Raw genomic sequence first — 14,195 nt, forward strand, 5'->3', positions numbered from 1 at the left:
ACAGAATTTGGGATAGGCTCCTTATTTTTTCTTTGTCTTATATGCGAACGACTGCCAGCGCTCTTCCGGCCAGTCCTGTTGTTGCATGTCGTAGCGTGCCATAACAAAAAACAGGTCGGACAAGCGGTTGATAAAGTTCAGGATTTCTTCCGGGACGGCATCTTGCCGGTTCAAAGTCCAAAGACGGCGTTCTGCTCTTCGGGCAACTGTGCGGGCAAACTGCAATTGGGCAGAAACCGGTGTGCCTCCGGGCAGCAGGAAGTAACCATTCTCTTTCAGCTCGGCCGTCATCGCATCCATTTCCTGCTCACAGAAGGTTGCCAGATGAGGTGATAGACTGTTCGGGTTCTTGTCGCGAATGGCCGACGGAGTCGCTACATGACTCATAACCACCATCAACTCCCGCTGGAGGGTATGCAGCAACCTTTGCCAGTCATGTGTTTGCGGAAGCAATGAACGGATGATGCCGATCACCGCATTCAATTCATCGATGGTTCCGTTTGCTTCAATCCGGATATCGTCTTTTTCTACCCGTTCTCCACCATGAATACCGGTTGTTCCCCGGTCACCGGTCCGTGTATAGATTCGTTTCATTATTCAAATAATTTAAGTAAATCAATCTCTCCCCAGTATAGATGCGTGTAACTGGCTATCACGTTTTTGTATCGGAACACAGGTGTACCGACAGGTATTCCCTTGGCATTGTATACCTGAGTGACAGACTCCGGCAGTTCTTCCGTCTTCGGTTCGAATTGCGTATAGTGGAACTCGTGGCCGCGAAGATGCTGTCCGTTATAATCGAAAGACCGATACCCCAACGTCAAACGCCTGTCGGCTTTACGGCTTGAAATATAGAAAGGAAATACCCCTGTTTGCGGTCCGGTCGCAATCCCCGGATGTTCCGGCCGGTCGAAGAGGATACCTTTAGAAAGGTAAATCATCCCTCCGCATTCGGCAAGCACGCGCCCGCCCGCCTCTGCATAGTTACGGACAGACTGCATTCTTCGCCAAGCCCGACTCAGCCGGGTATGACATTTCTCCGGATAGCCTCCGGGAAGATAGAGCAGATCGGTTCCTTTCGGCAACGGACGATTGTGTTCAGGATTGAAAAAGGTAACGGTTCCCAAACGGCGAAGTATATCCAGATGTTCCTGATAGATGAAAGAAAAAGACTCTGCACTGCATGCCACGGATATTTTTAAATCTCCTTGCCGGAAAGTATCCGGAGTAGAAGGTATGGGGGCAGGAAGCATTGTCTCTTCAAGCAGGCGGGTATAGTCGATGTGTGTTTCCATTAAGGCGGTCAACTCTTCAAGTGCATCCGTCCCTCCCGAACGGCTGAAGTCCAGCCCCAAGTAACGGGATTCCTGCACCAGATTCTCCCGCTTAGGCAAATATCCTAAACAGGAAATACCCAGTTCGCTACATACTTCCTGTAGCATTTCGTAATGACGGGGAGACCCTACACGGTTAAAGATAACTCCCGCTATTCTTATCTCAGGACGGAAATGAAGGAAGCCCGAAAGCAGAGGCGCCATCGAGTAGGCCGCCGACTTGGCATCGACTACCAATACGACGGGTAAATTCAGCAAGCGGGCTATTTCGGCCGAAGAACCCCGGTCACGGTCATATCCGTCATACATGCCCATCATCCCCTCCACAATACAGGCATCGGCCCCTGTGGCATAGCGGGCATAAAGTTCCCCCACATGCTCTGCCGAAGCCATAAAGGTATCCAGGTTAATGGAAGGACGCCCGCAAACTGCCGTATGATATTTGGTATCGATATAGTCGGGCCCGCACTTGAAAGGTTGTACTTTCAACCCTTTCTTTATCAATAGTGCCATTAATCCGCGACTGACCGTTGTCTTTCCGCTGCCCGAAGAAGGGGCTGCTATCAGAAACTGAGAAATCATCCTACACTCCATATTGTCAGTTTTTATCCTGCAAAGATACGGATATTTCTCTCTAAGGGTATACCTTTGTCTGTAAAAATGCGCTATGGCTGCTGGGTCGGCACCAGTTCCAGAAACATGGTCGTGGTCAGTAAAATCCCGATAGATACGCAGACAAGAATAAGTAACCAATTAATATATTTTGCTTTAGGCTTGGTATCGGCATGCAGATTGTTGAGGAAATACTCCCGGAAAAAGAGGTATAATGCGGGAATCGTTGCACTGGCCAGCAGAAAATCTTCCGGAATATTAAAGAAGTAAGTTTTCGACAAACCGATAAGAGACCAATGGCACAGGAACAATACCAGAAACATATTCACTTTGCGCGAGAATAACAGAAGCAGACCGATGGTAAAAACGGTTACCGAGCAAGGCATCACCGGCGATGTAATGCCGGGAAAAGCAAGTCCCCTTGCGACAGACACCAAAGGATATACGAATGGCAAAGCCAACAGCACATACGAAAGCATATCGTATTTATGCGTACGCTCAAAAGTGGTATATCCGGTGATGGCATCCCACACCCATATCGTAGCCATAACAATCCAAAACATAGCCAATGCCCCGTTATAGCTGCGCTCGTCACAACAGATGGCATAGTATGCGATGGCAATCCACAAATACAGAAAAACCATATACAGTTTCATGCCCATCTTTACCCATGGACGGGGATTCTTTATTAGCATCACTGTCAGCAGCAAGCCGGCAACAATGATCAACAACTGATAGATCCAGGTAGCAGAATTATAATACGCAATAGTTTTCCAGAATATCTCCATAAAATATAGATTCTTATTAAACAGATTAATTTATTAATGCCGCGTCAGGGAAAATGCTTTGTGAGGAAACAGGAACATGGGGAAAGTGGCTCCCACCGCCAACATAAAGATAACGGTACAGGTCACCAGTCCGTTGGCAAAGAATGTCTCCATGTATTTACCCAGCCGCTCCGGCTCGTTCATTGTTTGCAGACTCATAATCAGTGAAAACACCATGTTATAAGCAAACTTACCCGGAATCATCGGAAGCAATGCCGGTATATAGAGTACGGTCATCGGGCAATATACTTTCTGCCCGAGCCACAAGCTGCCGAAACCGATAATCAATGCTCCGAACAAAGAAGCCGTAGCAATATCCACCCCCAGAAAAGTCATCAGGCAATAACGGCAGGCATGTCCGGCAGCCGCAAGTAACGCAATCATCTTGAAAGCCCGCAACGGCGGATCGGATATAGCCCCAAAACCAATACCCGCAATTGCGGCAAAAAATCCATCGGAAAGAATATCTAAAGCTATCATATCAAACTGTTTTTAACCATTAACAATGTAAACGAAAGACCTATCGCAATGCTGACAATCAGCAGGGCAGCCTCCGTCAACCGGGCAAATCCCGTGAGGATATATCCTTCTACAATATCGATCACACCGTTGATCAGCGGCACGCCAGGTACCAGATAAAGCACGCTGGTTGCAAGGGCTATCTCAGAGGTAGTGTCAAAAATAAGTGCTGTCGACGCACATAATGACGCAACAAAAGCGGAAACAATAAAAATGATATAATGATTTATTTTCTTCTTCTGCATCTGTTGCTTCAGGAAAAGTCCCGTGATAGTAGCCGAAAAGACAATGCTCATAGAAATGATATCACCACCAAACAACTTACAGAATGAAGCATTGGCGAATCCAACCAGCAGAAGCACAAACAACGGATCTATTTTCGGTGCCGATATAATTTTATTGAACTTGTCCGCCAACTCGTGTAAAGGCAGATGCTTGTCATAAACCTCCCAACTCAAAGCACTCAATTCAGAGTTGTGTTCAAAACTGATCGGATGGGCAGGAATATCAATTACTTCGTTACAAGCCTCACGCGTTTCGTTATCAATAATGGTCAGGATAATGTTTTTATGAAAAACACTCAACTTCACATCCACCCCATAGGCTTCTCCGATACGCTTCGAGTTACGGATGACACGTGAGGTGTGCACACCTGCTCCCATCAGATGGGCCGAATATCCGGCAATGAACTTGGATATGGAAATCAAAGATTCATTTGTAGTCATAATGCTCACTTTTTAAAATCGGGCGCAAAAGTACAAAAAAGATAGGAAAGAGAGACATGATGCAACCTTTCATTTTATCCAAATCTTGTTTCGCGCCGCGTAATGTTGTTATTTCTAAAGTTAACCTAATGCCAAAATAAGGATCTGTGCAGTAAGTACCCGCAGGAACATGGTCAATGGATAAACCGTAGCATAACCAACCGCAGGCGCATCGCACGAAGTCAGGTCATTGCAATAAGCCAATGCCGGCGGATTGGTGGTCGATCCGGCCAGCACACCGATCAACGTGTAATAATTTAACTTAAAGACACAACGTCCGATGATTCCTGCCAATAACAGAGGAAGCACAGTGATAATGATGCCATAACCAATCCACACATAGCCTCCCTCATAAATAATTGTTTCTACAAACCCTCTGCCGGCTCCCAGTCCCACACAAGCCAGAAAAAGTGATATGCCGATTTCGCGAATCATCAGATTAGCACTCATTGTAGTGTAGGTAATCAGTTTATACTGCGGTCCAAAACGGCTGATAAGGATGGATACAATCAATGGTCCTCCTGCTAATCCCAGCTTGACAGGCTGAGGAATGCCGGGAAACATAAAAGGAAGACTACCTAAAATACATCCTAAAGCAATACCCAGAAAAATAGGAATCAGATTGGGATGGTTCAGCCGTTTCATCGAATTACCCAATACTTTCTCAGCGTGGCTTACTGCCAACTCACTCCCCACAATGGTAACACGATCTCCCATTTGTAACTGTAGTTGCGGGGCGGCTACTAAATCAACTCCCGAACGATTGACACGAGTGACACTGGCACCAAAATTATTGCGGATCTTTAGCTGTGAAAGTGTTTTGCCGTTCAATTCTGGTTTAGTTATCAAAATACGGCGGGACACTAACTCCTTATTCAACTGCTCCCATTCCATATCAATCGGTTTACCAAAAAAAGCTGTGATAGCCTCCATATCTATTGGAGTGGCAATCACCAATATTTTATCCTGCAGGTGCAATACCGTATCAGAGTTGACCAGCTCCGTCTCTTTCTTTCCGTCATGGTGACGGATACGTGATACAACGAAATTGCGGTTTACCAACGGATGTATTTCTTTGATTCTTTTCCCTTCCAAGGCTTCATTTCTGACTTCCAGAGAAACAGGCCGGACAGTTAGTTCCTGTAGATGTCCCAACCCCTGCTCTGCGTGGGCTTCCTCTTGTTTTGTATTAATATGAAGAAGATATTTTAGTCCCAGCAAAGACAAAATACACCCTACCACTCCCAACGGATACGCCACGGCATATCCCAAAGCGATCTCCGGGGCATCAATTCCATTCAAATCACTATTTGCCTGTTGAGCCGCACCCAGTCCGGGAGTATTGGTTACCGCCCCTGAAAGGATGCCCACCATGGTCGTTATAGGTATACCTGTTATAAGATGTATGGAAACCGTAATAATGACTCCCGCGAAAACAACCGTCATAGCCAATACATTCAGTGTAAAACCTCCTTTCTTGAAAGCGGAAAAGAACCCCGGTCCCACTTGTAAGCCAATGGAATAAACAAACAGAATCAGTCCGAATTCCTTCAGAAAATGAAGTAAGTGCTCGTCCAGGTTCAAATTAAAATGCCCGAATACAATGCCGACAAATAAAATCCAGGTGACTCCCAAAGAAATACCTGCCACTTTTATTTTAGCCAACATGATACCAAATGCAATGACAAGCGACAAAATAAGTACGGAGTGTGCCACTCCTCCACCCCATAGGTTGGGGTAACCTTCAAAAAGATTTCTTAAAAGTTCCATAGTATAATATAGTTAGATTCGTTCAATACTTAGCTTTCCGGAAGATGTGTCGTCCTTCACGCTATGTGCAATGTCCTCCAAGCATGAATGACACAAACAGTCTGTGTAATTTTCTTTAATATAAGCGTATTGGAATGCGTCCAGTTTCACACTTGCACAATGACACAACATTATATTGTCATGCCGGCACTCAAAAGCAACACCACAACGAGGACATACCTTTTTCATCGGCATACCACCTTTCCATCTTTTTTGAAGTTAATCTTTTTTCGTACTGCTTTCCTAATCCCACGAGTAAAAACAGCCTTTGATGAATGGCAGGTCTTCTGACTTACTCCTTATCCTGAAGCCTTCCCGATGTTTCAAATCCGACACCAGTGGCAAAAGATGTTTCCAAGATATATAAACGGAGCTTCACAGCAGCGGGACTGTTTGGGACTTACACCCAATTCCCTTTTAATCCGAATGACGAGAATCTTCATCCGAAACCAATTCGGGACAAAGATAAAGAAAAAAACAGAGCGGGGAAGAATAATCAATAAGAAATGTAAAATACAATCCCATTCAGCATCTTCCATCATTGACATTTTGACATTCTGTCATCTTGTATTTTCTATGTGGCTTGTAGCACATTTTTCGGAGTCTGTCCCAGGCTTCTCCGGAAAAAGCGCCGTATTTACAATTCTCCAAAAACAAAAGAACATTCGTGAACATATCTTCTAAGCAAATTAAAATATATCCACTGCATTTTGTAGCATAAAGAATATAAATAACTGATATTACAATCCAAACGATTAATCCGGCCGAGCATCGAGACGGAGTCAACCAGCATAAGAAACAGAGCTTTTAGTGCCTTTTTTTAGAGTGTTAACCTCACCCGGATACAATGTTAACTTCCTCTGAACGCAATGTTAACTTCCTCCGAATACGATGTTAACTTCATATAAAGACAATATTAACTTCCTAAAGGCAAGAAATCGATCATCTCTGATCATCCAAAGTATATTTAATCACAAAACAGTCCGGATATCGTATACTAATGCCATATTTATGCGGACTACTTTTCTATTTCACACATATAGAATTCTTCCCTTGTTTTAAAAACAGAGCAAATCCCTTCTTTCTGCTACAAATAAGCAGTAAACCGCGTCCTTTTGACTGAAAGACATCCGCCTTTCCCAATATAAAAGACTTCACTTCTCCGATATACCTATAAATAAGTATATTCTTTAATTTATTTCTATATAAACTAATAAATGTATATCTTTGCCCCCGCTTAGGTGATGCAGTCGAAGCATTCCGTTCGATGCATAAAAGGGAATCCGGTGAGAATCCGGAACAGTGCCCGCTACTGTGATGCCCATATACTCCGCATTCTGTTCAAAGGAGGAAAGGAAAGCATTTCTACACATACCACTGTCGATGCCGGAAGGCAAGGCGGGAAGGTTGCTTTCTAAAAAAGGGATAGTCAGGAAACCTGCCGAGCAGACATAGATAACAGTGCCGTCCCGGGGTCAGGAAGGCCGTTTATTAACACATTATTCAAAAACATCAATGGACAAAAGATGCTTACTGACCATTCTCTTGGGAGGATGTGCAGCGGTGGGTGCGTTTGCACAGCAACACGCAACAGGCAAAGAGATGACTGTGGACCTGAACCCTGTAGTTGTGACAGGTACCGGTACACACCAAAGACTGAAAAACACACCGGCTCCGGTGGAAGTAGTAACTGCCAACGAAATAAAGAAAGCCGGTATCACAGACTTTCAGCAGGCAATGACCATGCTCGTTCCTTCCCTTTCATTCTCTACCAACTCAATGGGTTCTTACCTGATGATGAACGGCCTCTCCAACAAATATGTACTCATCTTGATTAATGGCCGAAAACTGATAGGGGACATATCCAATAACATCGACCTTTCGCGCATCGACATGAGCCGCGTGAAACGTATCGAGGTGCTTGACGGCGCAGGTTCATCGCTTTATGGTTCTGATGCCATTGCAGGTGTAATCAACATCATCACCAATGAACCGAAAGAACTGATGCAGGTGACTTCTACCACCCGATATGAAGATCACCGCCAACTGACACAAATGGTAAATGCGGACATCGCTACTGAAAAGTTTGGTTCGTATACCTCCTACAAACATGAACAAAGCGCAGGATGGAGAAACAGTGACTTAGCATACGTGACAGATAGTAAAACAGGAGCAGTATCAACTATTCCCACCGTATCGCCTACATCCAATGGCTTCCACTCAAATTTAGTAAATCAAAAGTTCACTTTCCAACCGACTGAGAAGCTCTCTTTCTATGCTAATGGAGGTTACTACTGGAAATTAACAGATCGCCCTGTATACGATAAAAGTATCGACGGAGGTTCTAAATATGACTTGCATTACGAATCATATAACTTCGGTGTAGGCGGACGCTATAAAATCAATAAGCGTTCTTCTATTCAGTTGGATTTGATGAATGACAACTACATGCAAAATTATAAATATACTGTGGCTGATGACAAAAGCAAGATTGCCATCGGAGACTATGCCAAAACTAAAGAACAACATTTCTATGACGCAGAGTTAAAAGGTATCTTCAATTTTGCCAGAAACAATATGACTGTAGTCGGAGTAGATTACCGTTCAGAAAGCCTGGACCGTCCCAGTGCAAAGGTAGATAAGTCTGTGTATACAGCATCTGCTTATGCGCAACACGAAATTAAATTATGGAATTGTCTGACCGGTATTGCCGGTGTACGCTACGATTATCACGAACTGGCAGGAGGACGCTTTACTCCGAAAGTGGCTGTGATGTATTCAGTAGGTGCTTTCAATATTCGTGGTACTTACTCCACCGGTTACCGTGCCCCTGGTCTGGATGAACTTTATTATTATATGAATAAAGGTACTACAATTACCCAAGGAAATAAGGACTTGAAAGCAGAACATAGTAACTACTATTCACTTAATCTGGAATATAACACAAATCGGCTAAACATATCAGTAACGGGCTATTTGAATTATATCAACGATATGATCAACTCTACTACTTATAAATTGAAAGACCTACCCAATGGTGAAGAACTTCGTGCAGAGGCTCAAAAAGAGTTCAACCTAACAGATGCCGAAGCCAAAAAGCTCTCCAATTACAAACTCTACGGCAACCTTGACAAAGGTGTTGTCCGTGGCTTTGAAGTAAACGCAGCCACCAACCTTGGCGCAGGCTTCAGCCTGAATGGAAACTATGCTTTCGCTTATGCACGTGGCAAGAGTGTGGACGGTGTATGGGGTAACATTGAACGCTCGGTACGCCACACAGGAACCGTAGCGGGGAATTACAGCCATTCCTGGGATGACTATCTGCTGAACATCAACATCAACGGACGTTTCCAGAGCAAACGCTTCCATCCGGGACACAGCTATGGTGACGCTCCGGGTTATGGGGTGTGGAACCTGAACGTAAAACATTCACTGACAGGATTCGAACACCTGGGACTGGACTTCGGCATGGGTCTCGACAACATTTTCAACAAACGTGATACCCGTCCCAATGGCGTTAACTACGCACTTCTTTCTCCGGGACGTATGGCATATGTAAGTTTAACTCTCCGATTCAAGAAATAACCAATGAAAACATCTATTCTCTCTTTACTCTTGTTAGTTTCCCTCTTCTGCTCCGCGCACGAAGGGGGAAACTTCGTGGCCTCCGATATGCTGGCCACCATGCAACCGGGCGATAAAGCCGCCCTTCTTATGGTACACTTCGGTACTACATACGATGACACCCGTACCAAAACCATCGATGCCATCAATGCCAAAGCCAAAGAAGCATTCCCGCAACTGGAAATGCGCGAGGCTTATACTTCACGTATTGTCATGCGCCGCCTCAAAGCTCGCGGCATTGAGAAACCCAGTCCACTGGAAGCACTGTTGAAACTTCTCGGAGATGGCTATACACATGTCATTGTGCAGAGTACTAACATTATAGAAGGTGTTGAGATGGAGTCGTTGAGACGTGACGTAGCCTCAGTAGCGCCATTCTTTAAAGAGATCCGGGTAGGTAACCCGCTTCTTTATTCGGTAGAAGACGCTGAGGCTGTGGTGGATATCCTGGGCAACAGCAAGCCGGAAAAAGGCAGTGTGGTCCTCGTCGGACATGGCACTTATACCCCAAGTACAGCTACTTATGCCATGATCGACTATATGCTGAAAGCCAAAGGATTGAAAAACTTTCATGTAGGTACCATCGAAGGTTACCCTACATTCGACACCATGCTTCAGCAACTGAAGGATAACAAAACCAAGCAAGTGACGTTGATTCCCTTTATGTTTGTAGCAGGTGACCATGCCAACAACGACATTGCTGTCGACTGGAAAGAAGCTCTTGAAAAGGAAGGCTTGAAAGTAGATGTACGTATGCAGGGATTGGGTGAAATACCCGCTATCCAACAACTATTTATCGACCATGCCCGGTTTATGCTGAAGCACAAAATGGTGGACATTATGAAGAAAAAAGCCAAATATGCAAAAGAAAAAGACGAATGAAAAGAGTGATATTAATGGCAATAGGCAGTGCACTATTGCTCCCCTCGCAGGCACAGCTGCAAAACAAAAAATATACCAACTTCAATGATTCTATATTCTCAATCAACGAAGTAGTAGTGGCAACCAACTACAGACGAAAGACCGATGCCCTGAAACTGGATGTTCCCGCCAAGTTCATTCCTATTTCAACCAATTCAATCACTTCCGGAATGCTTGAGAAACGAAACATCCGGGACATACAGGAAGCTGCCCGTTTCCTCCCAGGTGTACGCTTCCGCACCTCCTACGGAGCCTTTACGCAGTTCTCCATCCGCGGGTTCGATAATTCCGTGATTATGGTGGACGGAGTGCGTGACGAACGTTCATCCATCGACAATTCCTATCCGTTTATGGACCTGTCTTCCGTTGAAAGTATCGAATTGCTGAAAGGTCCGGCTTCGGTACTTTACGGACAGTCCGCCGTAGGTGGTGTTCTCAACATTGTCCGTAAAGCTCCCGTAAGCAAACAAAGCGTATACGCACGTCTCGCTTATGGCAGTTACTATAACAAACAGGCTACAATGGCGTTAGGCGGCAAACTGGTAGGTCCCCTAAACTATCGTGCAAGCGTCAACTGGCAAGATCAGGAAGGATGGAGAAGTAATGCTACCAAACGTCTTTCCGGATACCTGTCCCTTGGCGGACATCTGACTGAAAGCGACGAACTGGACATCCGTATCGGCGCCAACCGCGATTTCTATCCGACCGAGATCGGTTTACCTCCCACAATGTCTTATGATATACTCTCAGCCACAGACGGCAGCACATACCTGAGCAAAGGAGATGCCCTGCCCGGACTGAACAAAAAAGCCCGCTACAACAGTGAATCGGACTTTATGTACAACCGTGGTTTCAACGTATTCGCCATGTATAAACACACCTTCAGCGAAGCGTTCAAGCTGATGGACAAACTCTCTTATACTTATGACGATATTGATTACTTCGGTACTGAGTCATTGGACTATCTGACAAGTGACAGCCCTATCTATGATCATTATTACATAACCAAAGACAAGCAAGGTAACGACACCAAAAAGTATATCTGTCTGGATTCCATCTATTACAGCTATCCGCTACGCTTCTCACATATCGCTAAAACTGTGAACAACCAACTGGAAGCAAGCGGTAAGTTCTATACCGGAGACGTTGTGCACAACTATCTGGGCGGTTACTCTTTTGTATCCCTGATGCGTGACTCTTACATGGCTTATGGTGGCGGAAGTACCGGAGCTACCGGCCCCGGAACCACAGGACACGGTTCGGTATATAATCCACACAGCATTGGCTGGATGGAAGCGCCTTTCAGATTTGTCACCGCACAGAAAACATTCACCCACGGATTTTACCTGCAAGACCTGGTGGAGTTCAGTGATAAACTGAAAATGATGCTGGCAGGACGTTATGACCTGTTCATGTACAAGACCGCCAACCTGAACACCAGCGACGGAGGACGCCATTATGACAAACCGGATGACGATGCATATAACAAAATCACCAACGGTGCCTTCACGTTTCGTGCCGGATTGGTGTATCTGCCTATTGACAAAATGTCCATTTATGGTTCATACGGTACTTACTTCAAACCTATCCGCGCATTTTATGACGCTAATACCATTTACATTGATAAAGATGGTAAAGAGTTTATTCCGATAAATGGTAAAGAGGTATTCAAGCCGGAGAAAGGTTTCCAGGTAGAAGTGGGAGCACGATACGAGATCACACGTACGTTGCAGGCTAACGTAAGCTTGTTCTATATTAATAAAGATAATATCCGCCAGACTCTTGCAAACAAAGGAGACATTGCCAATGGTGTAGAACTGGACAAAAAAGTTGTAGGGCAAGTGGGTAGAATGGATTCCAAAGGATTCGATATTGATATTACCTGGAGTCCTATTTACAACCTGTCTATGAGTGCCGGATACGGATACACCGACGCCAAAGTGCGTGACCTGGCCAACAACCCTTATATGCAGACAAACGCAAGCGAAGGCAAGCAGTATGCTTATATCCCTAAAAATACTTTCTACGCTTTCGGTGCCTATACGGTTTCAAAAGGTATGCTGAAAGGTTTGGGAGTGAATCTCTCTACCAGTTTCCAGGACAAAGTGTACCGCAACTCGGACAATACAAGTTCGTTCGATGCTTACTGGCTGACCGACCTCGGTCTCTCTTATACATTAAAGAGCAATGTGCGTCTGGGAGTCAATGTCAACAATCTGTTCAACAAGGAATACTGCAACCAGGCACTTGGCAATCAATTGATACCAAGCATGCCACGTAATTTCATGCTTTCTGCGTCTTATACTTTATAATGATGATCACGAAATTGATGTATACCATTCACAGGGTACTGGGCACACTGCTCAGTATCCTGTTTTTAGTTTGGTTCCTGTCAGCTTTTGTCATGATGTACCACGGATTTCCACGTGCATCTCAAGCTGAAAAATTAGAGAAACTGGAACCCCTGTCTCCTTCACTGCCTTCTGTCGGCGAAATCACTTCCCGACTGCCCGAAGGTGAAAAAGTGAAAGGAATCCAGATAGACCGATACCTCGGACAGACCGTCTTCCACATCCGCACGGACAAAGGTGAACATAATCTGCCCGCTGACTCTGCTCAGGTACTACCATCTGTAGACGGATCCCGTATCCGCCGGACAGCGTCCCTATGGTGCAGTGCGCCGGTGGAGCGGATAGATACGCTGAACCGGCTCGACCAATGGATTCCGTTCGGTAGCCTGAAGAAGGAGTTTCCCATTTATAAGTTCCATTTTGCCGATGCGGAGAGACACCAGTTATACATCGGCTCACAAAGTGGAGAAGTATTGCAGTTCACCACCCGTAACGAACGTTTCTGGGCATGGCTGGGGGCTATTCCACATTGGGTTTACTTCACCTGGCTCCGGCAAGATGCCGCTTTATGGAGCGTCACGGTGATCTGGCTGTCGGGCATTGGCTGCCTGATGACGATTGCAGGACTGTGGGTAGGTATCGACATCTGGCGCCGCTCACGCAAACAGGGAAAAGGTTTCTCTCCCTATCGCAAAAAGTGGTATCACTGGCATTATGTGACGGGAATCGTTTTCGGTCTCTTCGTGCTGACATTCTGTTTCAGCGGAATGATGTCGCTGGCAGAAGTTCCGTCCTGGATCAGCAAACCGGTATTGGATAAAAATCCCACACGCGAAATAAAGAAAGGAGCACCGAGGTTAGAGCAGTATGTGCTGGATTACCGCCGGATATTAACCGAATATCCCGACGTACGCCAGATAGAATGGAATAATTTCCGCTCGCAACCTTACTATATAGTAAAACGAAGTGAAGGAGATCTATATATCGATGCATCGGACTCCCTGTCGCGCCCGCTGAAACTGGACGAAAAGCAGATAACGGATGCCGTGAGAGCCATACATGGTGACAGTGCCCGGCTACATGTAGCACTGATCAACGAATTTGAAACCTACTACAGGGATATGAGCCGGATGTACCGTGACCGCAGTCTGTTGCCCGTCTGGAAAGTCACTGTCGGCGACGCAGACAAGAGTTGTTACTACATCCATCCGGAAACGGCCACCGTACGATATGTGAACGATACGGCCCGTTGGAAATACTGGATGTACACTGCCCTGCACCGCTTACGCATACAGGGGCTGAACTCTTCGCCTACACTCCGTAAAACCGTTCTTTGGGTACTATTGCTGGGCGGTACTGTCTGTTCGCTGAGTGGTGTAGTGCTCGGAGTGAGGTACATCGAACGTAAATGCAGAAAGAAAATAAAAAGATAAA

At 45.5% G+C, this 14,195-nt stretch carries 11 protein-coding genes and 2 riboswitches; of the genes, 4 read left to right on the forward strand and 7 right to left on the reverse strand.

All coding sequences use genetic code 11. The features are described from left to right. Window positions 1-21: 21 nt before the first annotated feature. The 7 genes from ISX59_RS02555 to ISX59_RS02585 form a co-directional block, all read right to left on the reverse strand. On the reverse strand, window positions 22-594 hold the full coding sequence (locus tag ISX59_RS02555; protein WP_220575629.1) for a cob(I)yrinic acid a,c-diamide adenosyltransferase: 573 nt from the start codon (window positions 592-594) through the stop codon (window positions 22-24). After that, a complete protein-coding gene (locus ISX59_RS02560; RefSeq protein WP_044300202.1) occupies window positions 594-1,928 on the reverse strand; it encodes a cobyrinate a,c-diamide synthase in 1,335 nt (444 codons plus the stop codon). The genes ISX59_RS02555 and ISX59_RS02560 overlap by 1 nt, the downstream gene beginning before the upstream one ends. A 71-nt stretch (window positions 1,929-1,999) precedes the next feature. Further along, a complete protein-coding gene (locus ISX59_RS02565) occupies window positions 2,000-2,734 on the reverse strand; it encodes a DUF6064 family protein (RefSeq protein WP_032531008.1) in 735 nt (244 codons plus the stop codon). A 33-nt stretch (window positions 2,735-2,767) separates the two neighbouring features. Beyond that, a complete protein-coding gene (locus ISX59_RS02570) occupies window positions 2,768-3,253 on the reverse strand; it encodes a threonine/serine exporter family protein (protein ID WP_005777972.1) in 486 nt (161 codons plus the stop codon). After that, window positions 3,250-4,017 carry a threonine/serine exporter ThrE family protein gene (locus ISX59_RS02575; protein ID WP_005777974.1) on the reverse strand — a complete coding sequence of 256 codons (768 nt, stop codon included), beginning with the start codon at window positions 4,015-4,017 and terminating at the stop codon, window positions 3,250-3,252. Before ISX59_RS02575 ends, ISX59_RS02570 begins: the two co-directional genes overlap by 4 nt. A 120-nt stretch (window positions 4,018-4,137) precedes the next feature. Further along, complete coding sequence (locus ISX59_RS02580; RefSeq protein ID WP_220575630.1) at window positions 4,138-5,826, reverse strand: putative transporter; 1,689 nt, start codon at window positions 5,824-5,826, stop codon at window positions 4,138-4,140. A 12-nt stretch (window positions 5,827-5,838) separates the two neighbouring features. Next, entirely contained in the window at window positions 5,839-6,060 is a 222-nt protein-coding gene (locus ISX59_RS02585; RefSeq protein WP_005777977.1) for a cysteine-rich CWC family protein, read from the reverse strand. Window positions 6,061-6,124: 64 nt separating this feature from the next. After that, window positions 6,125-6,334, reverse strand: a riboswitch (cobalamin riboswitch). A 753-nt stretch (window positions 6,335-7,087) separates the two neighbouring features. Then, window positions 7,088-7,326, forward strand: a riboswitch (cobalamin riboswitch). A 54-nt stretch (window positions 7,327-7,380) separates the two neighbouring features. Here ISX59_RS02585 and ISX59_RS02590 point away from each other — a divergent pair. The 4 genes from ISX59_RS02590 to ISX59_RS02605 are packed head-to-tail and all read left to right on the forward strand — an operon-like array spanning window position 7,381 to window position 14,194. Continuing rightward, window positions 7,381-9,450, forward strand: coding sequence for a TonB-dependent siderophore receptor (locus ISX59_RS02590; RefSeq protein ID WP_032541456.1), 2,070 nt, complete (start codon window positions 7,381-7,383; stop codon window positions 9,448-9,450). Between the two features lie 3 nt (window positions 9,451-9,453). Further along, window positions 9,454-10,371 carry a sirohydrochlorin cobaltochelatase gene (locus tag ISX59_RS02595; RefSeq protein WP_005777983.1) on the forward strand — a complete coding sequence of 306 codons (918 nt, stop codon included), beginning with the start codon at window positions 9,454-9,456 and terminating at the stop codon, window positions 10,369-10,371. Beyond that, the gene (locus ISX59_RS02600) at window positions 10,368-12,722 is read left to right on the forward strand and encodes a TonB-dependent siderophore receptor (protein WP_220575631.1); all 2,355 of its coding nucleotides are present in this window, start codon (window positions 10,368-10,370) and stop codon (window positions 12,720-12,722) included. The genes ISX59_RS02595 and ISX59_RS02600 overlap by 4 nt, the downstream gene beginning before the upstream one ends. Then, a complete protein-coding gene (locus ISX59_RS02605; protein WP_220575632.1) occupies window positions 12,722-14,194 on the forward strand; it encodes a PepSY-associated TM helix domain-containing protein in 1,473 nt (490 codons plus the stop codon). The genes ISX59_RS02600 and ISX59_RS02605 overlap by 1 nt, the downstream gene beginning before the upstream one ends. The last annotated feature ends 1 nt before the right edge of the window (window position 14,195 follow it).

Origin of the sequence: Bacteroides sp. FSHCM14E1 (genome assembly GCF_019633785.1) — a bacterium.
GTDB classification, from domain to species: Bacteria; Bacteroidota; Bacteroidia; order Bacteroidales; family Bacteroidaceae; genus Bacteroides; species Bacteroides hominis.

Bases quoted from the DNA above. Each gene is read 5' to 3' on its own strand.
- ISX59_RS02595 (WP_005777983.1), top strand. From the start codon at position 9,454: ATGAAAACATCTATTCTCTCTTTACTCTTGTTAGTTTCCCTCTTCTGC.
- ISX59_RS02555 (WP_220575629.1), bottom strand. From the start codon at position 594: ATGAAACGAATCTATACACGGACCGGTGACCGGGGAACAACCGGTATT.
- ISX59_RS02570 (WP_005777972.1), bottom strand. From the start codon at position 3,253: ATGATAGCTTTAGATATTCTTTCCGATGGATTTTTTGCCGCAATTGCG.
- ISX59_RS02600 (WP_220575631.1), top strand. From the start codon at position 10,368: ATGAAAAGAGTGATATTAATGGCAATAGGCAGTGCACTATTGCTCCCC.
- ISX59_RS02605 (WP_220575632.1), top strand. From the start codon at position 12,722: ATGATGATCACGAAATTGATGTATACCATTCACAGGGTACTGGGCACA.
- ISX59_RS02580 (WP_220575630.1), bottom strand. From the start codon at position 5,826: ATGGAACTTTTAAGAAATCTTTTTGAAGGTTACCCCAACCTATGGGGT.
- ISX59_RS02565 (WP_032531008.1), bottom strand. From the start codon at position 2,734: ATGGAGATATTCTGGAAAACTATTGCGTATTATAATTCTGCTACCTGG.
- ISX59_RS02560 (WP_044300202.1), bottom strand. From the start codon at position 1,928: ATGGAGTGTAGGATGATTTCTCAGTTTCTGATAGCAGCCCCTTCTTCG.
- ISX59_RS02590 (WP_032541456.1), top strand. From the start codon at position 7,381: ATGGACAAAAGATGCTTACTGACCATTCTCTTGGGAGGATGTGCAGCG.
- ISX59_RS02575 (WP_005777974.1), bottom strand. From the start codon at position 4,017: ATGACTACAAATGAATCTTTGATTTCCATATCCAAGTTCATTGCCGGA.
- ISX59_RS02585 (WP_005777977.1), bottom strand. From the start codon at position 6,060: ATGCCGATGAAAAAGGTATGTCCTCGTTGTGGTGTTGCTTTTGAGTGC.